The sequence below is a fragment of the Kocuria flava genome, assembly GCF_001482365.1.
GTDB classification, from domain to species: domain Bacteria; phylum Actinomycetota; class Actinomycetes; order Actinomycetales; family Micrococcaceae; genus Kocuria; species Kocuria flava.
On the sequence record NZ_CP013254.1, the window covers coordinates 560,341 to 581,014 of the forward strand.

Sequence of the window (20,674 nt, forward strand, 5' to 3'; positions counted from 1 at the left end):
CCTCAGCGCCTCGGGACCGCGCGCACCCACCGGAAGCCGTGGGACTCCAGCAGGATGCCGTGGCGCAGGTCCAGCTCGGTGCCTCCGTGCAGGTCGAGCGCCTCGGGCAGGAACCCGGAGAGGGTCTCGCCGGTGACGAACTGGGACCAGTCCGAGAAGTTGGCCAGGCACAGCACCACGGTGTTGGTGCCGGGGCGCTGGTAGCCGAGCACGTGGGGGTTGCGCGCGTCGAAGGGCTCGAGGGCGTTGCCGTCGAACTCGGGGCACTGCCGGCGGACCTCGACCATCCGGGTGATCCCGCCGAAGATCCGGCCCTCCACGGAGAAGAGGTCGTGGCGGCGCGCGTAGCCCTCGGCGGGCCGCAGCGGCCGGTGCACCCAGCGGGCGTCCCCGCCGTGGGCGGGGTCGCGGTCCCAGTCGGGATCGTTGAGCTGGCCGACCTCGTCGCCGAGGTAGAGCAGGGGCACGCCCCCGGTGGACATGGCCACGGAGTGGGCGAGCAGGATCCGGTCCACGGCGGGGCCGGGCTCGGCGGCGAGGCCCAGCAGGGACGCGGTGGTCCCGCACACGCGGCAGTCCCCGGTGCGCGGGTTCTCCTGGAAGGCCACGCCGTCGGCGAAGCTGCCCGGGAACCGTCCGGTGTAGAAGGCGTTGAGGAACCGGCGGTGGTCGTGGCCGTCGATCCCCAGCCGGGCGGCGTCCTCGTCGGAGAACGTCCAGCCGATGTCGTCGTGGCCGCGCACGTAGTCGACCCAGGCCGTGCCGGGGGGCAGGGCGTGGCGCTCGGCGAGGGCCTGCGCGAGCAGCGTCGGCTCCCGGGTGGCCATGGCCTCCCAGGTCAGGGCCATCTGCAGCGGGTTGTAGGAGAGCTGGCACTGGCCGGGCTCGATGTAGCGGGCGACCTCGTCGGGGTGGACGATCGCCTCGGACTTGAACAGCACCGAGGGCGCGGCGATGCGGCACACGGCGTTGAAGGCGCGCAGCAGCACGTGGGCCTGCGGCAGGGACTCGCACGCGGTGCCCAGCTGCTTCCAGATGAACGCCACGGCGTCCATGCGCAGCACCTCGACGCCCTGGGCGGCGAGGAAGAGCATCTCCTCGGCCATGGCCCGGAAGACGGCGGGGTTGGTGTAGTTGAGGTCCCACTGGAACGAGTAGAACGTGCTCCACACCCACCGGGGGTCGTCCTCGGTCGCCGCGACCCGGGTGAACGAACCGGGGTGGTCGTCGGGGAAGATCTCGCGGGTGGTGCGCTCGAACTGCTCCGGGACGGTGCGGTCGGGGAAGATCCAGTAGTAGTCCTCGTAGGCGGGCTCCCCCGCGGCGGCGCGGCGGGCCCACTCGTGCTCGTTCGAGGTGTGGTTGAAGACGAAGTCGAGGACCAGGCTGATCCCGTGCTCGCGCAGCTCCCGGCCGAGCTCGGCGAGCTCCTCCATGGTCCCGATCCGCGGGTCGACGCGGCGGTAGGAGGAGACGGCGTAGCCGCCGTCCGAGTTGCCCTCGGGCGCCTCGAACAGGGGCATCAGGTGCAGGTAGGTGAGACCGAGCTCCCGGAAGTAGGGGATCTGCTCGCGGATCCCCTGCAGCCCGCCCGCGTAGCGGTCGGCGTAGCAGACCCCGCCGAGCATCTGCCGGGACGTGAACCAGGCCGGGTCCTCCTCCCGGCGGGCGTCGAGGGCCTTGAGATCGGCCGGGCGCCGGGCCCAGGAGCGGGCCATGAGCAGGACGAGCTCGCCCAGCTGGTCGAGGAAGTCCTCACGGGTGCCGTAGACCTCGGCGAACAGCAGCGTCAGGGCCGGGAAGTGCTCCTCGAAGCGGCGGGCGAACTGCTCGCCCTCCGGGCCGGTGGGCCACCGGTCCTCGGTGCGCTGGCGCACGCACGCCGTGACGACGCGCGCCTGGTTCTCGGGCGAGAGCCCGGGCATCCCGGACGGGGTGGTGTGCGGCACGGTGCTCCCTCGGTCGTCCACCCGCGGCGGGCGGTCTGCGCGCTCGAGATCCTCCTTGACGCCGAGCCCTGACATCGTCTCGGACCCCCGTTCCGGATCGGCGGCGGGCGGGCCCGCCTCACAGCATACTGACGCCGCGCCCCGCCGACAGCCCACGGTCCCCGGGCGTCCTCCACAGCTGTGCACAGCGTTGTCCACAGGTGTGGATCCGTGGTGGGGACAGCGCCGCCCGCCCCGTGGAAGGAGGACGTTTCCCCAGGTCGGAGGGCAGTCGCCCCCGGACCGGGGTCCGGGGGCGACGTGTGGAGAAGCTGTGCACCGCGGTGGACACGGTGCGCTTCCCGGCTCGGCGGGGCGGGAAGCGGCTCAGTAGCCGTTGGCGGAGAGCCACTCCTGGGCGGCGTCGGCCGGGCTCATCTGCTGCTCGCCGCTGACCTTGCGGTTGAGCTCCACGAGGTCCTCGGTGGTGAGCTTGCCGGAGAGCTCGTTCAGCGCCGCCTCGGCCTCCTCGGAGAGCCGGCCCTCGGCGGCCAGCGGGAGCACCTGCTGGGCGATGAAGTTGTTCTCCGGGTCCTCGAGGACCACGAGGTCGTGGTCGGCGATGGACGGCGTCGTCGTGAAGATGTCGGCGACGTCGACGTCCCCGTCGAGCAGCGCCTGCAGGGTCAGGGGCCCGCCGCCGTCGTTGATGGGCTCGAAGGAGCGGGGCACGCACCCGTAGTGCTCCTCGAGGCCCTTCAGGCCCTGCGGGCGCTCGCGGAACTCGGGCGGGCCGGCGATCACGAGCTCGTCGCAGACCTCGGCCATGTCGGCGATGCTCGTGAGCCCGTAGCGCTCGGCCGTTTCGGGGGTGACGACCATGGCGTCCTTGTTCTCCGCCGAGGAGGGCTCGAGCACGGTGAGTCCCTCCGGGAGCGCCTCGGGCAGGGCCTGCATGATCTCCTCGGTCGAGGTCTCGGTCGCCTCGGGGTCCGCGTAGAGCAGCAGGTTGCCGGAGTAGTCGGGGACCACGTCGACGGAGCCGTCCTGCACCGCCGTCACGTAGGCCTCCCGCGCGCCGATCCCGGGGCTCGTCTCCGCCTCGATCCCGGCGGAGTCCAGCGCCCCGGCGTAGAGCTCGGCGAGGACCTGGCTCTCGGGGAAGTCCGCCGAGCCCACCGTCACGGTGTCCTGGGCGGCGCCGGTGCCCTGCTCGCCGCCGGAGAGCGGGTCCTCGCCCGAGCCGCCGCAGGCGGTCAGGCCGAGCAGGAGGGCGGCGGCCGTGGCGGGCAGGGCCAGCCGGCGGCGGGCGGGTGCGTGGGTCATGGGGTTCTCCTCGTCGGTCGGGTGCGTCGGTCGGGGTGCGGGGCGGGGGTGCGGCTGGGGGGTCAGGCCGCCAGGCGCAGCCCCGGGGAGGTGCTCAGGCGCTGGAGCAGGGCCAGCACGGCGTCGACGGCCAGGGCCAGGACCGCCACGAGCAGCACCGCCCCGAGCATCCGGGAGTAGTCGCGCACGGCGAGGCCGTCGATGAGGTAGCGCCCGAGCCCGCCCAGGTTGATGTAGGCGACCACGGTCACGGTGGCCACGACCTGCAGCGCGGCGTTGCGGATCCCCCCGAGCAGGACGGGCAGGGCGTTGGGCAGCTCCACCCGGGTCAGCACCTGCCGGGAGGTCATGCCCATCGCAGCCCCGGCGTCCTTGAGCGCCGGGGAGACGTTGGCGACCCCGGCGTACGCGCTCGTGAGCACGGGCGGGATCGCCATCAGCACGAGCGCCAGCAGCGGCGGGACCAGGCCGAGCCCCAGCAGGAGCGTGAACAGCGTCAGCAGCCCCAGCGTGGGCAGCGCCCGCAGGGCGCCCGCCAGGCCGACGACGACGCCGCTGCCGCGGCCCGTGTGCCCGACCCACAGGCCCACCGGCACGGCCACGGCGAGGGCGGCCAGCAGGGTCAGGCCGCTGTAGAGCAGGTGCTCGCCCAGCCGGGCGGGGATGCCGCCGGCCCCGGACCAGCTGTCCGGGTCGGTGAGCCAGGCGAGGGCGGCGTCGACGAGGCTCACGCGGCGGCCCTCCGCACGCGCGGCAGGGGCCGGGCCGTCCCGGCCCGCTGCCACGGGGTCAGCAGGTGCCCGGCGCCGCGCAGGAGCAGGTCCAGCACGAGGGCCAGGAGCACGGTCAGGACGATGCCCACCACGATCTCCTCGACGATCGACCGGCGCAGCCCGTCGGTGAACAGGGTGCCCAGGGACTGGATGCCGATGACCGCGCCCACGCTGACCATGGAGATGTTGCTGACCGAGGCGACCCGCAGCCCGGCGACCAGCACGGGCACGGCCAGGGGCAGCTCCACGCCCAGGAACCGGCGCAGCGGCCGGTAGCCCATCGCCGTGGAGGCCTGCAGGACGTCGCGGTCCACCGACTCGAAGGCGTCCACGGAGGAGCGCACCAGGATCGCGACGACGTAGACCGTCAGGGCCACGATCACGTTGACCACCGAGGTGATCTGCGTGCCCAGCACGAGGGGCAGCACCACGAACAGGGTCAGCGAGGGGATCGTGTAGAGCAGCGACGAGCCGCTGACCACCACGGGGCGCAACACCCGGTTGCGGGCGGCCGCCCGGGCCAGCGGCACCGACAGCAGGGCCCCCAGGAGCAGGGGCAGCACCGACTGCACGACGTGCATGCCCGTGAGGTCGAGGACGTGGGACCAGTTCGCCGCGGTCCAGCTCATCGGTGCGCCCGCCCGCCCAGCCGCGCGTCCTCGACGGCGGCGACGATCTCGGCGGGGTCCATCACGCCCACGGCCCGCCCGGCCTCGTCCACCACGACCGCCAGGCCCGAGGGCGAGGACAGAGCGGCGTCCAGGGCGCTGCGCAGCGACCCGCCCGGCCGGTGCAGGGTGCCCCCGACCACGGGGTCGTCCTCGGCGCCGGTGCGCACCCAGCCGCGGGGGGCGCCGTCGTCGTCGACCCGCAGCGACCAGCCCCCCGGGACGTCGCCGCCCGGGCCGATCACCCCGGGGCTGCCGTCCGGGCGCACCACGGCGACCGGGTGGACGGGGATGTCGCGGGCGGAGTCGAAGGTCAAGGAGCGGAAGCCGCGGTCGCGGCCCACGAAGTCGGCCACGAAGTCGTCGGCGGGGGCGCGCAGCAGCTCCTCCGGGCTCGCGTACTGGGCCAGGCGCCCGCCCGTGGCGAAGACCGCGACCCGGTTGCCCAGCAGCACGGCCTCGTCGATGTCGTGGGTGACGAACACGATCGTGCGGTGCAGGCGCTGCTGCAGGTCCAGCAGCTCCCGCTGCAGGTCCTGGCGCACCACCGGGTCCACCGCGGAGAACGGCTCGTCCATCAGCAGCACCGGCGGGTCGGCCGCGAGCGCCCGGGCCACGCCCACGCGCTGCTGCTGCCCGCCCGAGAGCTGGGCGGGGTAGCGCTCCGCCAGCTGCACGTCGAGCCCGACCGTGGCCAGCAGCTCCCGGGCGCGCTCGCGCGCCCGCCGCTTCGGCACACCGGTGAGCCGGGGCACGGTCGCGACGTTGTCGACCACGGTGCGGTGCGGCATCAGGCCCGACTGCTGCATGACGTAGCCCATGGACCGGCGCAGCTCGTGGGCGGGGACCGAGGAGACGTCGCGGCCGTCGACGACGACGCGCCCGGAGGTCGGCTCGACCATGCGGTTGATCATCCGCAGGGAGGTCGTCTTCCCGCAGCCCGAGGGGCCGACGAACACGGTCAGGGAGCCGCGCGGGATCTCGAGGTCGAGGGCCTCCACGGCGGCCGTGCCGCCGGGGTACGTCTTGCCGGCGCCCTCGAAGCGGATGGCGGTCTCGGTCATGGCGGTCCTCCCGTTGCCGTCGGGCCAGTATAGGCGGACACCCTCAGCCCCCTGTCCGTCGGCTCCGTACACTGTGCCCAGGAGGTGGACGGTGCACAGTCTCGAACTGCTCCTCGACGAGGCCGGGGACGCCGCCGTGCGCGCCGACTGGGACCGGCTCACGGCCGCCGGGCTGCCGAGCTCCGGCCGGCACGGCTCCCCCTCGAACGCCCCGCACATCACCCTCGTGGCCGCCCCCTCCCTCGCCCCCGAGGCGGTGCCGGGCGTCGACGACCGGGTCGCGGCCGCCGCAGGGTTCGTGGACCTGCCCCTCGTCAGCGCCGGGGTGCTGCTGTTCGGCCCGCGGCGCGGCGGCTACGTGCTCGTGCGCCAGCTCGTCACCACCCCCGAGCTGCTGGAGCTGCACCGGCGCGTGTGCACCGCCGTGCACCCCGTCCCCGGTCAGGTGCGCACCTCGGTGCCCGGGGCGTGGACCCCGCACGTGACCCTGGCGCGGCGGCTCTCCCCCGCGCAGGTGGCCGAGGCGCTCGCGGTGCTGGCGCCCCCGCCGGAGCCCCTGCGGGCGGTGGGCCTGCGCCGCTGGGACTCCGACGCCCGCACCACGGTGCGGCTGGCCTGACCCGGGGCGGCGCGGCGGTGGACCGCCCCGGGAAGCGGCGCGCCCGCACCCCGTCCCAGGGACCGGCTCACCAGGCGCGCTGCGGGCGGGTGAACCACTGGTTGAGCGGGGCGCGGAAGGCGGTGACGATCCACAGGACGTTGACCACGACGAACGCCGCGCCCACGGCCATCAGCACGAAGCCCCAGCCGCCGTAGAGCCAGTAGCCCAGGAAGCCGAAGAGCACGCTGAGCGTGCTCAGGGACGCCAGGACCACCCCGAGGATCCGCGCCCAGTTCCGGCCCTTTTTCACGAAGACGTAGACCAGCGCGTACAGGCCCAGGGCGATCGCGAGCGTCACCAGCCCGGAGACCACGCTCAGGGCGGCCGACTGCCCCGCCATCGCCTCCGCCTGCTGAGCCTGCTCCGCGGGCATCCCCATCCGGCCGGCCATCGAGGTCAGGTCCATCGTGCTGCTCGCGACCAGGGAGACGATGCTGCTCACCGCGTAGAGCGCCGCCGAGAGGAGAGTGAGGGACAGCAGCCGCTTCAGCTGCGGTGGGGCGGCGGCCGGCCCCTGGGCGCCGTGGGGACCGGGCCCGTACTGGCCCTGTGGAGCGCCGTACTGGCCCTGCGGGGCGCCGTACTGGGCCTGCGGGGCGCCGTGCCGGTCGCCGCCCGCCGGCGGGACGTAGCGCGGCGGGCCCCCGGCCTGCGGGTCGCGGGGGTCCTGCCCGGGGTGCTGCGGAGGGGTGGTCATGGCGGGTGCTCCTTCTCGGCGCGTGCGGAACTGCTGTGCCTCAGCAAAGCACGGAGGGCGGCCCCGGCGCGTCCCCCGCGCGGTGGAGAGTGCTCGCCCGGCGGCTCCGCCCGCCGGACGAGCACCGGACACCGGCACAGGTCGCGGGCACAGCGCACGGGCACCGGGGTGGGCTCAGGGCACGGGATCGGCGCACCGGGTCCGCGTCCGGGTCCCGGAACACCGGTGAGGCGGGCGGACCCTCGGGCGGTTCCGCGGTCCCGGCGCCGGGTCCTCGGCCCGTTGCCTCCCGCCCCGGTCCGGCGGCCCGCGGACCCCCGCCGCCCGCGGGACGACTACGCTCGGAGCATGACGACCGCACAGGACATCGCCGCGTGGCTGCTCGAGCGCATCCGCACCGAGGGCCGGCTCTCCCAGGACCAGGCGGTCCAGGAGATCCCGGAGACCTTCGGCCCCGAGTGGGTCCGCACCCTGGAGAACGGCCACACCGGCATCCACCAGGAGGTCCTCAAGGAGTTCCGCAAGGCCCACGACGGCACGGTGCAGTGGGACCGCGACCGCCGGTTCTGGTCGCCGAAGCCCTGACCCTCCGGGGCCCCTGAGGCCCTGGCGGCTCCGGGTGCGGCCGGGGTGCCGGGGTGCCGGGGAGTTCGTCCTGGACTTCGCGCTTCCCGAGCCGGTGCCCGCGCCGTTCACGACCATCGCCTGGCGGCTGGCGCACATGGTCGTGGACATCCTGGCGGTGCGCAGCCACGGCCACTTCAGCGGCCCGCCGGCCTCGTACCAGCAGTGGGACCATGCGGGCACCGCCGCGGAGGCGCTCGCCCAGCTGGACCGCGAGTACGAGCGCTGGCTCGCCGGGGTGGACTCGCTCATCCCCGCCGACCTGGCGCGCCCGTGCGGTCCCGCGGAGGGACCGTACGCGCAGCTGCCGATGCCGGCCCTGCTCCTGCACCTCAACCGCGAGCTGATCCACCACGGCGCCGAGGTCGCCCTGCTGCGCGACCTCTGGACCCACACCCGGCGCCGCTGACCCGGAAATCCCCGTCCCCGTGCCGGACGCACCGTGGCACCCCGAGGACCTCGAGTCGTGGCCCCTGCGGTGGGTGGCGCTGCACCTCGTCGAGGAGTGCGCCCGGCACGCGGGCCACGCGGACATCAGCCGCGAGAGCCTCGACGGGCGGACGGCCTACGAGCTCAACGCCCTGGCCGACGGCGCGCGGCGCCCGCCCCTGCAGTGACGGCGGCTCACGCGGGGCGGGCCAGCAGGTGCGCCGGGACCCGGTGGGCGTCGCGCACGCCCTCGAGGAGCCGGGGGTCCACCGGCACCCCGCGGCGCAGGACGCTGATCGCCCCCGATGGCTCGAAGACCACGCAGGCGACCTCCTCGGGGCTGCGCACCCCGGCCCGGCGCAGGGCCCCGAACAGCTCCGCCTCCACCACGTGCGCCCGGCGGAGGTTGGCCTCGAGGACCTCGGCACCGGCCATCAGCAGCAGGGCCCGTCCGTTGACCACGGCGGCCCCGCGCACCCCGGAGCGCAGGCGCCCGAAGGCCGCCTCGAGCACGAAGAGGGTGCCCAGTCCGAGCACGCCGGCCGCCAGCGTGGGCGGGTGGCCGATCACCACGCGCCCGGCGACCGCGCCGAGCATCACGGTGATCACCACGTCGAAGGTCGACATCCCCGACAGCACCCGCTGGCCGAACAGGCGCACCAGGACCAGGAACGCCAGGTAGATCCCCACCGCGGAGGCCACCACCGCGAGGGCGTGCGGGGCGTCGATGCCCAGCCGCCCGGCGAGGTCCCCGGGCGGCGGGACGGCGGCGGGCAGCGGCACGGGTCAGGCCTCCTGGTCGGCGAACTGCGTCTCGTACAGCTCGGCGTAGCGCCCGCCCGCGGCCAGCAGCTGCGGGTGCGGCCCGCGCTCGACGATCCGCCCGGCCTCGACCACGAGGATCTCGTCGGCAGAGCGCACGGTCGAGAGCCGGTGGGCGATCACCAGGGCGGTGCGGCCGGCGAGCGCCTCGCCGAGCGCGGCCTGCACGTGGGCCTCGTTCGTGGAGTCCAGTGCGGAGGTGGCCTCGTCGAGGATGACGACCCGCGGGGCGGCGAGCAGCAGCCGGGCGATGGTCAGGCGCTGGCGCTCGCCGCCGGAGAGCCGGTAGCCGCGCTCCCCCACCACGGTGTCCAGGCCGTCGGGCAGGGCCCGGATGACGTGGTCCATCCGGGCGCGGGCGAGGGCGTCCCACAGCTGCTCGTCGGTGGCTTCGGGGCGCACGAGGGTGAGGTTCTCGCGGATCGACTCGTGGAAGAGGTGCCCGTCCTGGGTGACCATGCCGATGGTCTCCCGCAGGGAGGCGAACGTGGTGTCCCGGACGTCGACACCGCCCAGGCCCACCGCGCCGGAGGTGACGTCGTAGAGCCGGGCGACGAGCTGGGCGACGGTCGACTTCCCGGCCCCGGAGGAGCCGACCAGGGCGACGGTGCGGCCGGGTTCCACGGTGAAGCTCACCCCGTGCAGGACCTCCTCGCCGCCGCGGGCGTCGAGCACGGCGACGTCCTCGAGGGAGGCCAGCGAGACCTCCTCGGCGGAGGGGTAGGCGAAGCGCACGTCGTCGAACTCGACGGAGACGGGGCCCGCGGGCAGGGGCCGGGCTCCGGGGCGCTCCTGGATCAGGGGCACGAGGTCGAGGATCTCGAAGACGCGCTCGAAGCTGACGACCGCGCTCATGATGTCCATGCGGGCGTTGGCGAGCATGGTCAGGGGCGTGTAGAGGCGGGTCAGCAGCAGCGCGAGCGTCACGACCTCGCCGGCGTCGAGGCTGCCGGTGAGGGCCAGCGCGCCGCCGAGGCCGTAGACCAGGGCCAGGGCCAGGGCGGAGACGAGGGTCAGGGCCGTGACGAAGGTCGTCTGCAGCATCGCCACGCGCACCCCGATGTCGCGCACGCGCCCGGCGCGGCGGGCGAACTCGGCGGACTCGGCCTCGGGGCGGCCGAAGAGCTTCACGAGGGTCGCCCCGCCGGCCGAGAAGCGCTCGGTCATCTGCGTGGACATGGACGCGTTGTGCTGGGCCGCCTCCCGCTGCAGGGCGGCCAGGCGCCCGCCCATGGCCCGGGCCGGGACGAGGAAGATGGGCAGCAGCAGCAGGGACAGCACCGTGACCTGCCAGGAGATGGTGACCATCACGACGACGGTCAGCAGCAGCGAGACCACGTTGCTGACCACCCCGGAGAGGGTGTTGGAGAAGGCCCGCTGCGCGCCGATCACGTCCGTGTTCAGCCGGGAGACCAGCGCCCCGGTGCGGGTGCGGGTGAAGAACGCGACCGGCATCCGCTGGACGTGGTCGTAGACGGCGGTGCGCAGGTCGAGGATGAGCCCCTCGCCGATCCGCGAGGACAGCAGCCGGTTGAGCACGCCGAGCCCGGCGTCCGCGACGGCGACCCCGGCGATGGCCAGCGCCAGCCACACCACGGTGGCCACGCTCCGCCCGCCGGTGATCGCGTTGACCACGTCCCCGGCCAGGATCGGGGTGACCACGCCGAGGACGGCCAGCAGGACGGAGAGGACCAGGAAGACGCCCAGGGCCTTCCGGTGCGGCCCCGCGAAGGCGACGATGCGCCGGAGGGTCTCGCGGGAGATCCGGCGGTCCTTGACCTCGTGGCCGCGCACGGTGCGCCACATGACCATGTGCGCGGAACCGTTCATGCTCATCCGGGACCCCCGATCTGCGGGGGTCGCCCGCGCTCGATCCGGTGCGGGCCCGGTGCGGGCGCCGCACCGGTCGATCCTACGCTCCCGCGCCGACGCCGGACGGGAGCAGGGCCAGTGCCCTGCCGGTGCCCGCCCGGGGAGCCGGCGCGCCGGCCGCGGGAAGGCCACGGGCCCCGCGCCGGTCGCGCGGGGCCCGTGGGCAGGAGCGGGGGCAGCGCGGCGGCGGCCCGGCGGGCGGGCTCAGGCGGCGCGGCGGCGGCGCGCGGCGAGGACGGCGTCGACCGACCAGCGCCCGGCGCCGGCCAGGGCGAAGAGCGCGGCGGCGGCGGCGAGCAGCAGGACGAGCTCGAACCCGCCGTCGGCGGCGAAGAACCCGGCGGGCAGGTGGACGAGGACGAGGGCGCCGAGCATGACGAGGGCCAGGAGGGCGGCGACGACGCGGGTGCCGAGGCCGAGGAGCAGCAGGATCCCGCCGGCCAGCTCGAGGACGGCCACGGCGGGGGCGGCGGCCTGGGCGGCGGGCACGCCCATCTGGGCGAAGGCGGCCTGGGTGCCGGCCAGGGTCCACTCGTCGACCTTCTGCCAGCCGTGCAGCAGGAAGGTCGTGCCGAGCACGACGCGCAGCAGGGTCAGGCCGAGGGCCGTGGTCGGCGGCTCGGGACGGGCACCGGGGCGCAGGTCGGGACGGGAGGGGGCCGCGGGGGCGGTCGTGGTGCTGTTCATGGGCACGACCCTACCCGAAAAATACTTTCCTGTTCAACTGTTGTGACAGAAAGTTCATGGTCGGTCAGTCGGCCGTCCCCACGGTGCCCAGGACGGAGACGTCCGCGGCGTCGTCCACGACCCGGCCGATGAGGGCGAGCTGGCGGACCTGCTCCGGGGTGAGCCGGTCGATGACCGTCCGACGGACGTGCTCGACGTGACCCGGGGCCACCTCCTCCACCTTGCCCAGGCCCCGGTCGGTGATCTCGGCGAGCACCACGCGCTTGTCCTTCGCGTCCCCCGTGCGCACCACGAGCCCGTCCCGCTCCAGCCGCCCCACGATCCGGGACAGCCGCGACTGCGACGTGTTCGTCACGGTGGCCAGCTCCGACATCCGCCGGCGCCGGTCCGGGGCCTCGGAGAGCATCGCGAGCACGAGGTACTCGGCGAGGCTCAGGTCCGCCTCCGCCTGCAGCTGCGCCTCGATGCTGCCGGGCAGCGTGAACATGATGGAGACGAGCGCGAGCCAGGCCTCGCGCTCCTCGGGGGACAGCCATCGGGTTGCGGTCATGGACGGGAGTCTACGAGCCCGGCCCGACGCCGCGGCGGGCGGCCCGGCCCACCCCGCCGCGGCCGCCCCTCCCCGGGGCCCGGCACGGCCGTTCCGGGGCCGCCCCATAATGGGGGCATGGACTCCCTCGGCACCTGGCCCCAGCCCCTGTCCGGCGACGACCGCGCCTTCGACCGGCAGGTGCTGCAGCGGCTGCGCTCGGCGGAGGCCCCGGCCGCCGGCGACCGCCCCGGGCTGCGCGAGAGGCTCGGCACCTCCCTGCTGCTGGTGATCCCGCTGGTCTCCGCGCTCGTGGTGGTGCTGCTGTGGCAGCGGGCCGCGGCCGGCGGCTCCGCCCTGCCCCTGGTGCTGATCGCCGTGGTCCTCGTCGTGGCCGCCGTGTGGTGGGTCTCCCGGCTCAAGCGGGCCTTCGCCGCCGCCCAGCAGCGGCTGGGCACCCGGCTCGCCGACGTGGTGGTCCACGGTGTGGGCGTGGTGCGCGAGGTCACCGTGGCCCCCGTCCCGGACCGCGACCCGGCCGGGCCGGGGACCGGGACGCCGTCCGCGCCGGAGACGGCCGGGACCGACGACGGCGGGCCCGCCCCGGCCGAGGGGCCCGTCCGGGCGCGCCTCGAGCTGTCGGTGACCCCCGTGCGCGGCGAGCGATTCAGCACCGTGGTGGAGGCCGTCTACGACGCCGGGTCCGCCCGGCGGCTGGAGGCCGGCGCGCACGGGCCGGTGCGGTTCCTGCGCGACGACCCCGCGGGCACCACCGTGATCGAGACCCGCCTCTCGGCGGAGCAGGTGCAGGAGGTCTACCGGGCCGCGGCCCTGAACTGAGCCCGGCCGCTCAGCCGTCCCGGCCGCTCGTCGGCGGCTGCTGCGCCACGGCCTGCTCGGCCGCGGCCCGCAGCTCGGGGCGCAGGTCCGGGCCCGCCGCGAGCAGCGCGGGCAGCCGTCCCCGGTCGGTGGTCTGCGCACGGAAGGCGTCCCGGACGCCCACGCGGTGCCCGGCCCGGTGCACCAGCTCCACCCGGTCGCCGGCGCGCACGGTCCCGGGCTCGAGGACCCGGAGATAGGCGCCCGTGCACCCGCGCTCGGTGAAGCGCCGCAGCCAGCCGCGCACCTGCATCGCCGCGCGGAAGGTCCCGCAGGGGATGCGGGCGTCGGTGACCTGCAGCAGTGCCGTGCCGACCCGCCAGCGGTCTCCGAGGCGGGCGTCGTCGACGGCGAAGCCCTCGAGGGTGAGGTTCTCCCCGAAGCTGCCGTCGGGCAGCTCCCGGCCCAGCTCGCGCGCCCAGTGGTCGAGCTCCTCGCGCGCGAACGCGTAGACGGCCTGGTCGCGGCCGCCGTGGTGGCGGGCGTCGCCGATGAAGTCGCCGGGCACCCCGGAGCCGGGGCCCCCGCCGCGGGGTCCCGGGTCGCGCAGCGCGACCGGGCCGTCGACGGGGTGCTTGTGGATGCCGGTGGGCCGGCCGCGCCGGGCCGGGTCCGGCTCGGGCCGCCCGGCGTTGACGCTGCGCACGCGCCCGGCCGCGTCCGCCGGGGACGCCTGCGCAGGGCTCACGGTGCCGGCGGCCTCAGCCGCGCGAGCTCAGGGAGGTGGAGCCCGCGGCGGGCGGGACCACGGGGTTCTCCGCGGTCTCGGCCTCGGGGTCGGCCGGACGGCGCAGCGGCGCCTCGTGCTCGGGACGGTCGCCGAGGGCCGGGGCGTCGTCGGACGCGCGCGGGCGGCGGACGGGCAGGCCCGGGCGGCGGGACCCCGCGGCCCGGGGCGCGCGCGGGGAGTCGTTGATCGCCGTCACGGACACGGCCACGGCGTTGAGCCCCAGGCCCAGGAGCACGAACAGCCACGCGGCGACGGGGTAGTAGGCCAGGGCGAGGACCACTCCGACCACGACGAGAGCCACGGAGGTCAGGTAGGCGGGGGTCAGCACGCGCTGGACGTTGAACTTCATGAGCTCTATTCCACCACGCGCACGCGCGTGGCGGCCAACGGCGGCGGGACGGCGCGGACCGCGCCGGGTCCGGGGCGCCCCGGCTACCGTGGTCGCCATGGACGACGCCCGGGACCACGACCGCCCCGACCTCGACCCCGCGCTGCTGCGGGCCGCCCGGACGGCACGCCGGGTCGCGGTGCTGACCGGGGCGGGGATGTCCGCCGAGAGCGGGGTGCCCACCTTCCGGGAGCCCGGGGAGGGCTTCTGGTCGCGCTGGTCCCCCGAGGAGCTGGCCACCCCCGAGGCGTGGGAGGACGACCCGCAGCTCGTGTGGTCCTGGTACCTGTGGCGGGCCCGCCAGGTGCGCGCGCTCGCACCCCACGCCGGGCACCGCGCCCTCGCCGCCTGGTCCCGCGGCGCCCGGGTCGAGGTGGTCACGCAGAACGTCGACGACCTCCACGAGCGGGCCGGCTCCGCGGTCCTGGCCCACCTGCACGGCAGCCTCTTCGCGTTCCGCTGCGCCGGGTGCTCGGCCCCGTACCCGGCCGAGCGCGTGCCCGGTCTCGCCCCGGGGGCGGCGGCCCCGGGCGGCGAGCCGGAGCGCGAGCACCCGCCCGCCTGCCCCGCCTGCGGCGGTCCCGTGCGCCCGGGCGTGGTCTGGTTCGGCGAGCTGCTGCCGGAGGGCGCGCTGGACCGCGCGGCCGAGGCCGTGGCGGCGGCGGAGCTCGTCGTCGTCGTGGGCACCTCCGGGCTCGTGCAGCCCGCCGCCTCGCTGCCGCTGATCGCAGCCGGGCGCGGCATCCCCGTCGTCGAGATCGATCCCCGGGACACCGCCCTGACCCCGCACGCGGACTTCACCGTCCGCGCCGGGGCCGCCCGCGCCCTGCCGCTGCTGGTCCCCGGGGCCGCCGCGGCGTCGTGCTGAGAGCGGAACGCCCGCCCCCGGCCTTGTCCGCGCCGGCGCCCCGGCACAGACTGGGCGACGGACGCCGGGCCCATCCCGCCCGGCACCGCCCGAACCCTCAGGAAAGGCACGGTCCATGACGCAGTCCACGACGCAGTCCCCCACCCTGGCCCTGCACGACGGCACCGCCATCCCCCAGCTCGGCTACGGCGTGTGGCAGGTCGAGGCCGACATCGCGGAGGACGTGGTGTCCCAGGCCCTCGAGGCCGGCTACCGCCACATCGACACGGCGAAGATCTACGGCAACGAGGAGGGCGTGGGCCGCGCGATCGCCAGCAGCGGCATCCCGCGCGACGAGATCTTCGTGACCACCAAGCTGTGGAACGACGACCACGGCCGCGACGCCGCGCTGCGCGCGATCGACGGCTCGCTCGAGCGCCTCGGCCTCGACCACGTCGACCTCTACCTCATCCACTGGCCCACCCCGGCCCGCGGCACGTACGTGGAGACCTGGGAGGCCTTCCAGGAGATCCGCGACAGCGGCCGGGCCCGCTCCGTCGGCGTCTCCAACTTCCCGCAGCAGCAGCTGCAGGAGATCATCGACGCCACCGGGTCGGTGCCCGTGGTCAACCAGATCGAGCTGCACCCCTACTTCAACCAGGAGCCGCTGCGGAAGTTCCACGCCTCCCGCGGGATCCGCACCGAGGCCTGGTCCCCGCTGGGCCAGGGCGGGGAGCTGCTGCAGGACCCGGTGATCGGCGGCATCGCCCGACGCCTGGGCGCGACCCCCGGTCAGGTCGTCATCGCCTGGCACCTGGCGATCGGCAACGTGGTCTTCCCCAAGACCGTGACCCCGGAGCGGATCCGCGAGAACTTCGCGGCGCTCGACGTCCGTCTCAGCCCCGAGGACGTCGAGGCGATCAGCGGCCTGGACAACGGCGGGCGGATCGGGTCGGACCCGATGGACTTCAACTGACCCCACCCCCCCGCCCCTCCTCGCCCCTCCCCCGCGAGCACCCCCGCGAGGTCCCACGCCCGATCTGAGATCCCATGCCGCACGCCGCTGCGGCATGGGATCTCGCGCTCCCCGTGGGACCTCGCGGGAGAGGGGCCGAGGAGAGAGGGGCCGAGGAGAGGGGGCGGCGGGCCCGACTGGTGCGGATGGCGCCCACGGGTGTTCCATGGTCCCCATGACTCAGCACACCCCCCGCGGGACGGACGGCGCCACCAGCGCCGGCGCACCGCTTCCCGGCACCGTCCCCACCCGCGACGGCGACCCCGGCTCCCCCGCCCCCACCGGCCCCACGTTCTTCGGCCAGCCCCGCATGCTGGCGAACCTGTTCAGCGTGGAGACGTGGGAGCGGTTCTCCTTCTACGGCATGCAGGGCATCGTCCTGCTCTACATGTACTTCACCGCCGCCGAGGGCGGCCTGGGCATCGACCAGGCGACCGCCGCCGGCATCGTCGGCGCCTACGGCGGCGCCGTCTACCTCTTCGCGATCGTCGGCGGATGGGTGGCCGACCGCGTCCTGGGCTCCGAGCGGACCATGTTCCTCAGCGGCGTCCTCATCATGGCCGGCCACGTCTCGCTCGCCCTGCTGCCCGGCGTCGCCGGTCTGGCCGTCGGTCTGATCCTCATCGCGGTCGGCTCCGGCGGGCTCAAGACCACGATCACCAACCTCGTCGGCTCCCTCTACGACCGCCGGGACCCGCGCCGCGACGCGGGCTTCTCGATCTTCTACATGGGCGTCAACATCGGTGGTCTCCTCGGCCCGCTGCTCACCGGCTGGGCGCAGCAGACCTGGGGCTTCCACCTCGGCTTCGGACTGGCCGCGATCGGCATGGCCCTGGGCCTGACCCAGTACGCGCTCAACCGCAGGAACCTCCCCGACGAGGTCCACCACGTGCCCAACCCCCTGCCGCGCTCGGAGTACGGGAAGTGGATCGGGATCGCCGCGGCGGGCCTCGGCGTCGTCGTCGTGGCCGTGCTCACGGGCGTGCTCAACGCGGGCAACCTCGCCGACGTGGTGGTCGTGGTGATCCTCGTGGCCGCCGTGGCCCTGTTCGCGATCCTGCTCACCAGCAGCAAGGTCGACGACGACGAGCGCTCCCGCGTGCGGTCGTTCATCCCGATGTTCATCGGCTCGGCGGCGTTCTTCGCCCTGTTCCAGCAGCAGTTCACCGTGGTCACGATCTACTCCGACACCCGTCTGGACCGCACGCTCGGCGACTGGACCATGCCCATCTCCTGGGTGCAGTCCTTCAACCCCTTCTTCATCATCCTGCTCGCCCCCGTGTTCGCGGCCCTGTGGACCCGTCTCGGCGCCCGCCAGCCGGCCACGCCCACCAAGTTCGGCCTCGGGATCGTGCTCATGGGCTCGGCCTTCCTGGTCTTCCTGCCGATGGTGGGGGTCTCCGCCGTGCCGGTGCTGTGGATCGCCCTGATCCTGCTCGTGGCGACCCTGGGCGAGCTGATGGTCTCCCCCGTGGGGCTGTCCCTGTCCACGAAACTGGCCCCCCGCTCCTACCCGGTGCTCATGGTCGCGCTGAACTACCTGTCCGTGGCGCTGGGGACGGCGCTGTCCGGATCGCTGGCCGGCTTCTACTCCGAGCAGGCCGAGAGCGCCTACTTCGGCACCCTCGGAGCGGTCACCATCGGCATCGGCGTGCTGCTGCTGGTGGTGGCCCGGCCCGTCACGCGCGCGATGCGCGGGGTGCGCTGACCGCCTCCCCCTTTCACGCGAGTTCCCACGCCCGTCGCGAGATCCCATGCCGCACCCCCGTGCGGCATGGGATCTCGCCGTGGTGATGGGATCTCGCGGGAGGTGGTGGCGGCCGGCAGGGCCTCGAGGCCGTGCCCGGTCAGGCGGGGGGCTCCTGCGACGCGGCCGCGCCGCGGGCGGCGGGGCGGGGGATCAGCTCGAGCGTCCGGGACAGCGGGGTGCGCAGGGTCGTCACCGCGTCCAGCAGGTAGTTCTGCCGCACCCGCCACGGGTGGCGGTCGCCCTGGCGGGGGAACGCGCCGATCGAGCGCCGGACGTAGCCGGAGCTGAGGTCCAGCAGCGGGTGCCCGGCCATGCCGGGAGCGGCCCGGGGCACCGCGGCGGCGGCGCCGTGGCGCGCCACGTGCCGGAGCACCCTGCAGACGAGCCGGTGCGTCAGGTCCGCCCGCAGCGTCCACGAGGCGTTGGTGTAGCCGATGCACAGGGCGAAGTTGGGCACGCCGGTGAGCATGGCGCCGTTCCACACGAACTGCTCCGGCAGCTCCACCGGGACGCCGTCCACGCTGGGCCCGATCCCGCCGAGGGGCAGCAGCCTCAGCCCCGTGGCGGTGACCACCACGTCGGCCTCCAGGACGCGGCCGCTGCGCAGCCGGATCCCCTCGGCCACGACCTCCTCGATCGTGTCCGTCACCACCTCGGCCCGGCCCTGCCGCAGGGCCGTGAACAGGTCCGCGTCCGGGGCGGCGCACAGCCGCTGGTCCCACGGGTCGTAGGAGGGCGTGAAGTGCTCGGCCACGAGCTCCTCCGAACCGAGGGTCCGCGCGGCCCGGGACGTGAAGAACGCCCGGGCCGGGCCCGGCAGGCGCCGGCAGAACTGGTGGACGGCCGTGCCGAACAGGATGTTCTTCCCGCGGATCAGCCGGTGGGCGGCCCCCTCGGGCAGGACCCGGCGCAGGGCGTCGGCGCGCCGGTCGCGCCCGGGCACGGCGCTGATCCAGGTGGGGGAGCGCTGCAGCATCGTCACGCTCGCCGCGTCCCGGGCCATGGCCGGCACCAGGGTCACCGCCGTGGCCCCGCTGCCGATCACCACCACCCGCTGCCCGCTCCAGTCCAGGTCCTCGGGCCAGAACTGCGGGTGCACCACCCTGCCCCCGAACTCCGCGATCCCGGGCAGGGCCGGGTCGTGCCCCCGGTCGTAGTCGTAGTACCCGGCGCAGGAGTACAGGAACGAGCACGTCATGCTCCGCCGCCGGGTCCCGCCCGCGCCGTCGCGCTCCTCGAGGCCCAGCGTCCACCGGGCCTCCGCGGAGGACCAGTCGGCCGAGACGACCTTCGTGCGGAAGCGGACGTGCCGGTCGACGCCGAACTCCGCGGCCGTCTCGCGGATGTAGGCCAGGATCGACGGGCCGTCCGCGATCGACTGCGGGTCCCGCCAGGGCTTGAACGAGTAGCCGAGGGTGAACATGTCGGAGTCGGAGCGCACGCCCGGGTAGCGGAACAGGTCCCAGGTCCCGCCCATCCCGTCGCGGGCCTCCAGGACGGCGCAGGACAGGCCGGGGCACTCGGTCTGCAGGCGGCAGGCCGCGCCGATGCCGGACAGGCCCGCGCCGACGACCACGACGTCGCGGTGCTCCGTCCCGGCGGGGCGCCCGGGGGTGGGGGAAGGTGCTGGCATGGCTCCAGCATCCCCCACGACGCCGGCGGGGACCCGCCGCGGCACGTCGCCCGCCGGACCCCGGGGGACACGGTCGGGGTGCGCGCCGCGACCGCGGCCGGGACGCCGCGCACGCTCCGGCGTCGGCCGGACCGCGGGGAGACCGCGTCCGTCGTGCTCCTCGACGACGCCCGGCGCGGTCTAGCGGGCGGAGCGCCCGGCGACGAGCTCCCGCACGACCTCGGCCGCCGGCGCCTCCCGTGCGGCGGCGGACCCGGTCCCGGCCCACAGGGCGATCGCCTCCGGGTCCCCGGCCCGGGCCGCAGCCGCCCGGAGCGGTTTTGTGAGCTGGTTGACCTGCGGATATGCCGCTGGCGCCATATGCGTGTAGCGTTCCAGGAAGCCGTTGCGCAGCCCCCGGGCGCACCGCCCGGAGAAGGCCCGGGTCACCGCGGTGCCGGAGTAGCGGCCCGAGGCGAGCGCCTCCCGGTACGGCGCCGAGGTGCCGGCCTCGGGGGTGCGCAGCAGCAGGGTGCCGACCTGCACCGCGGCGGCCCCGGCGTCCAGCAGGGCGGCGGCGTCCCGCGCCGAGGCGATCCCGCCGGCCGCCACCAGCGGCACGTCCACAGCCGCGCGCACGGCGCCCAGCAGCGCCGGCAGCGGCTCCTCCCCCGGCACGGCGTCGACGCGGTGGGTGCCCCGGTGACCACCGGCCTCGGGGCCCTGCACCACCAGCAGGTCCGCCCCGGCCCGTGCCGAGTCCACGGCCTCGGGGACGGAGGCGACGGTGACCGCGGTGGTGCAGCCGGCGGCGGCGAGCCGGGAGAGGACCTCCTGCGGCGGCAGCCCGAAGGTGAAGGAGACCACCGGCACGCGCAGCCGCTCGACGAGCTCGAGCTTCTCCGCCCAGGCGTCGTCGTCGGCCGGGTCGACGGCGGGCAGCTCGGCGCCCAGGCGCTCGGCCTCGGGTGCGAGGGCCCGGCGGTAGTCCTCCACCGCGCGGCGGAGGTCCGCACCGGGGTGCCCGGCCGCGGGGTCGGGGACGAAGAGGTTGACCCCGAACGGGCCGTCGGTGCGCCCGCGCACCTCCTCGACGTCGGCGGCCAGCCTGTCCACGGGCCGGTAGCCCGCCGCGAGGAAGCCGAGGCCGCCGGCGCCGGTGACCGCCGCGGCGAGGGCGGGCGTGGAGGGCCCGCCCGCCATGGGGGCGCCCACGACGGGCAGGCGCAGGTCGGACAGGCGGAAGCGGGCACCGGTGCTCATGCCCCCAGGCTAGGGAGGCCCGGGCGGGACGTCACCCTGCGCGGCACCCGGTCCTGGCATAGGCTGTGCGAACGGTCACTGTCCGCCGGGCCGCGCCCGGCACGAAAACG

Annotated in this window: 22 protein-coding genes; 8 read left to right on the top strand and 14 right to left on the bottom strand. The window is 75.4% G+C overall.

The annotated features are described in order from the left end of the window. Positions 1-2: 2 nt before the first annotated feature. The 5 genes from AS188_RS02605 to AS188_RS02625 form a co-directional block, all read right to left on the bottom strand. Entirely contained in the window at positions 3-1,925 is a 1,923-nt protein-coding gene (locus AS188_RS02605) for an amylosucrase (RefSeq protein WP_058859683.1), read from the bottom strand. 390 nt (positions 1,926-2,315) lie between these two features. Beyond that, on the bottom strand, positions 2,316-3,254 hold the full coding sequence (locus AS188_RS02610; RefSeq protein ID WP_058857534.1) for an ABC transporter substrate-binding protein: 939 nt from the start codon (positions 3,252-3,254) through the stop codon (positions 2,316-2,318). Positions 3,255-3,316: 62 nt separating this feature from the next. Beyond that, positions 3,317-3,985 carry an ABC transporter permease gene (locus AS188_RS02615; RefSeq protein ID WP_058859684.1) on the bottom strand — a complete coding sequence of 223 codons (669 nt, stop codon included), beginning with the start codon at positions 3,983-3,985 and terminating at the stop codon, positions 3,317-3,319. After that, the gene (locus AS188_RS02620; protein ID WP_058857535.1) at positions 3,982-4,656 is read right to left on the bottom strand and encodes an ABC transporter permease; all 675 of its coding nucleotides are present in this window, start codon (positions 4,654-4,656) and stop codon (positions 3,982-3,984) included. The genes AS188_RS02615 and AS188_RS02620 overlap by 4 nt, the downstream gene beginning before the upstream one ends. Continuing rightward, on the bottom strand, positions 4,653-5,759 hold the full coding sequence (locus AS188_RS02625; protein WP_058857536.1) for an ABC transporter ATP-binding protein: 1,107 nt from the start codon (positions 5,757-5,759) through the stop codon (positions 4,653-4,655). Before AS188_RS02625 ends, AS188_RS02620 begins: the two co-directional genes overlap by 4 nt. Positions 5,760-5,850: 91 nt before the next feature. Here AS188_RS02625 and AS188_RS16335 point away from each other — a divergent pair, with 91 nt between their 5' ends. Next, positions 5,851-6,378, top strand: coding sequence for a 2'-5' RNA ligase family protein (locus AS188_RS16335; protein WP_058857537.1), 528 nt, complete (start codon positions 5,851-5,853; stop codon positions 6,376-6,378). A gap of 67 nt (positions 6,379-6,445) precedes the next feature. Here AS188_RS16335 and AS188_RS02635 read toward each other — a convergent pair whose 3' ends face one another. Then, positions 6,446-7,117, bottom strand: a complete 672-nt coding sequence (locus AS188_RS02635) for a proline-rich domain-containing protein (RefSeq protein WP_058857538.1) — start codon at positions 7,115-7,117, stop codon at positions 6,446-6,448. A 348-nt stretch (positions 7,118-7,465) separates the two neighbouring features. Between AS188_RS02635 and AS188_RS02640 the strand changes: the two genes are divergently transcribed. The 3 genes from AS188_RS02640 (at position 7,466) to AS188_RS02650 (ending at position 8,358) form a co-directional block, all read left to right on the top strand. Then, entirely contained in the window at positions 7,466-7,702 is a 237-nt protein-coding gene (locus AS188_RS02640) for a DUF6953 family protein (protein ID WP_058857539.1), read from the top strand. 94 nt (positions 7,703-7,796) lie between these two features. Then, positions 7,797-8,150, top strand: coding sequence for a DinB family protein (locus tag AS188_RS02645; protein WP_230661197.1), 354 nt, complete (start codon positions 7,797-7,799; stop codon positions 8,148-8,150). Between the two features lie 19 nt (positions 8,151-8,169). Further along, entirely contained in the window at positions 8,170-8,358 is a 189-nt protein-coding gene (locus AS188_RS02650) for a mycothiol transferase (RefSeq protein WP_236945031.1), read from the top strand. Positions 8,359-8,365: 7 nt separating this feature from the next. On the opposite strand, the gene AS188_RS02655 is transcribed toward AS188_RS02650, so the two are convergent. The 4 genes from AS188_RS02655 to AS188_RS02670 all read right to left on the bottom strand — a co-directional run bounded on the left by AS188_RS02655 (position 8,366) and on the right by AS188_RS02670 (position 12,101). Further along, positions 8,366-8,953, bottom strand: coding sequence for a DUF421 domain-containing protein (locus AS188_RS02655; RefSeq protein WP_307725706.1), 588 nt, complete (start codon positions 8,951-8,953; stop codon positions 8,366-8,368). A gap of 3 nt (positions 8,954-8,956) precedes the next feature. Next, entirely contained in the window at positions 8,957-10,804 is a 1,848-nt protein-coding gene (locus AS188_RS02660) for an ABC transporter ATP-binding protein (RefSeq protein WP_236945087.1), read from the bottom strand. A gap of 264 nt (positions 10,805-11,068) precedes the next feature. Next, positions 11,069-11,551, bottom strand: a complete 483-nt coding sequence (locus AS188_RS02665) for a DoxX family protein (RefSeq protein ID WP_083529197.1) — start codon at positions 11,549-11,551, stop codon at positions 11,069-11,071. Positions 11,552-11,615: 64 nt separating this feature from the next. Further along, on the bottom strand, positions 11,616-12,101 hold the full coding sequence (locus tag AS188_RS02670) for a MarR family winged helix-turn-helix transcriptional regulator (protein ID WP_058857541.1): 486 nt from the start codon (positions 12,099-12,101) through the stop codon (positions 11,616-11,618). 117 nt (positions 12,102-12,218) lie between these two features. Between AS188_RS02670 and AS188_RS02675 the strand changes: the two genes are divergently transcribed. Continuing rightward, positions 12,219-12,920: a hypothetical protein gene (locus AS188_RS02675; protein WP_058857542.1), complete on the top strand. Its 702-nt coding sequence runs from the start codon at positions 12,219-12,221 to the stop codon at positions 12,918-12,920. A gap of 10 nt (positions 12,921-12,930) precedes the next feature. Here AS188_RS02675 and AS188_RS02680 read toward each other — a convergent pair whose 3' ends face one another. Together AS188_RS02680 and AS188_RS02685 are read right to left on the bottom strand one after the other, a co-directional pair. After that, on the bottom strand, positions 12,931-13,647 hold the full coding sequence (locus AS188_RS02680; protein WP_058857543.1) for an MOSC domain-containing protein: 717 nt from the start codon (positions 13,645-13,647) through the stop codon (positions 12,931-12,933). A 13-nt stretch (positions 13,648-13,660) separates the two neighbouring features. Next, positions 13,661-14,038 (bottom strand): hypothetical protein, encoded by a 378-nt coding sequence (locus AS188_RS02685; RefSeq protein WP_058857544.1) that lies wholly within the window; start codon positions 14,036-14,038, stop codon positions 13,661-13,663. Between the two features lie 97 nt (positions 14,039-14,135). On the opposite strand from AS188_RS02685, the gene AS188_RS02690 reads away from it, so the two are divergent. The 3 genes from AS188_RS02690 to AS188_RS02700 all read left to right on the top strand — a co-directional run bounded on the left by AS188_RS02690 (position 14,136) and on the right by AS188_RS02700 (position 17,647). Continuing rightward, complete coding sequence (locus AS188_RS02690; RefSeq protein WP_058859687.1) at positions 14,136-14,945, top strand: SIR2 family NAD-dependent protein deacylase; 810 nt, start codon at positions 14,136-14,138, stop codon at positions 14,943-14,945. Between the two features lie 115 nt (positions 14,946-15,060). After that, positions 15,061-15,900: an aldo/keto reductase gene (locus AS188_RS02695; RefSeq protein ID WP_058857545.1), complete on the top strand. Its 840-nt coding sequence runs from the start codon at positions 15,061-15,063 to the stop codon at positions 15,898-15,900. Positions 15,901-16,114: 214 nt separating this feature from the next. Then, complete coding sequence (locus AS188_RS02700) at positions 16,115-17,647, top strand: peptide MFS transporter (protein ID WP_058857546.1); 1,533 nt, start codon at positions 16,115-16,117, stop codon at positions 17,645-17,647. Between the two features lie 139 nt (positions 17,648-17,786). Here the strand turns inward: AS188_RS02700 and AS188_RS02705 are convergent, their stop codons facing one another. Together AS188_RS02705 and AS188_RS02710 are read right to left on the bottom strand one after the other, a co-directional pair. Beyond that, on the bottom strand, positions 17,787-19,322 hold the full coding sequence (locus AS188_RS02705; RefSeq protein WP_058857547.1) for a flavin-containing monooxygenase: 1,536 nt from the start codon (positions 19,320-19,322) through the stop codon (positions 17,787-17,789). Positions 19,323-19,502: 180 nt separating this feature from the next. Further along, positions 19,503-20,564, bottom strand: a complete 1,062-nt coding sequence (locus tag AS188_RS02710; protein WP_058857548.1) for a nitronate monooxygenase — start codon at positions 20,562-20,564, stop codon at positions 19,503-19,505. Positions 20,565-20,674: the final 110 nt, after the last annotated feature.

Coding starts and splice junctions, on each gene's coding strand:
- AS188_RS02605 (WP_058859683.1), bottom strand. CDS start 1,925: ATGCCCGGGCTCTCGCCCGAGAACCAGGCGCGCGTCGTCACGGCGTGC.
- AS188_RS02610 (WP_058857534.1), bottom strand. CDS start 3,254: ATGACCCACGCACCCGCCCGCCGCCGGCTGGCCCTGCCCGCCACGGCC.
- AS188_RS02620 (WP_058857535.1), bottom strand. CDS start 4,656: ATGAGCTGGACCGCGGCGAACTGGTCCCACGTCCTCGACCTCACGGGC.
- AS188_RS02625 (WP_058857536.1), bottom strand. CDS start 5,759: ATGACCGAGACCGCCATCCGCTTCGAGGGCGCCGGCAAGACGTACCCC.
- AS188_RS02635 (WP_058857538.1), bottom strand. CDS start 7,117: ATGACCACCCCTCCGCAGCACCCCGGGCAGGACCCCCGCGACCCGCAG.
- AS188_RS02640 (WP_058857539.1), top strand. CDS start 7,466: ATGACGACCGCACAGGACATCGCCGCGTGGCTGCTCGAGCGCATCCGC.
- AS188_RS02660 (WP_236945087.1), bottom strand. CDS start 10,804: ATGGTCATGTGGCGCACCGTGCGCGGCCACGAGGTCAAGGACCGCCGG.
- AS188_RS02665 (WP_083529197.1), bottom strand. CDS start 11,551: ATGAACAGCACCACGACCGCCCCCGCGGCCCCCTCCCGTCCCGACCTG.
- AS188_RS02670 (WP_058857541.1), bottom strand. CDS start 12,101: ATGACCGCAACCCGATGGCTGTCCCCCGAGGAGCGCGAGGCCTGGCTC.
- AS188_RS02675 (WP_058857542.1), top strand. CDS start 12,219: ATGGACTCCCTCGGCACCTGGCCCCAGCCCCTGTCCGGCGACGACCGC.
- AS188_RS02685 (WP_058857544.1), bottom strand. CDS start 14,038: ATGAAGTTCAACGTCCAGCGCGTGCTGACCCCCGCCTACCTGACCTCC.
- AS188_RS02690 (WP_058859687.1), top strand. CDS start 14,136: ATGGACGACGCCCGGGACCACGACCGCCCCGACCTCGACCCCGCGCTG.
- AS188_RS02695 (WP_058857545.1), top strand. CDS start 15,061: ATGACGCAGTCCACGACGCAGTCCCCCACCCTGGCCCTGCACGACGGC.
- AS188_RS02700 (WP_058857546.1), top strand. CDS start 16,115: ATGACTCAGCACACCCCCCGCGGGACGGACGGCGCCACCAGCGCCGGC.
- AS188_RS02705 (WP_058857547.1), bottom strand. CDS start 19,322: ATGCCAGCACCTTCCCCCACCCCCGGGCGCCCCGCCGGGACGGAGCAC.
- AS188_RS02710 (WP_058857548.1), bottom strand. CDS start 20,564: ATGAGCACCGGTGCCCGCTTCCGCCTGTCCGACCTGCGCCTGCCCGTC.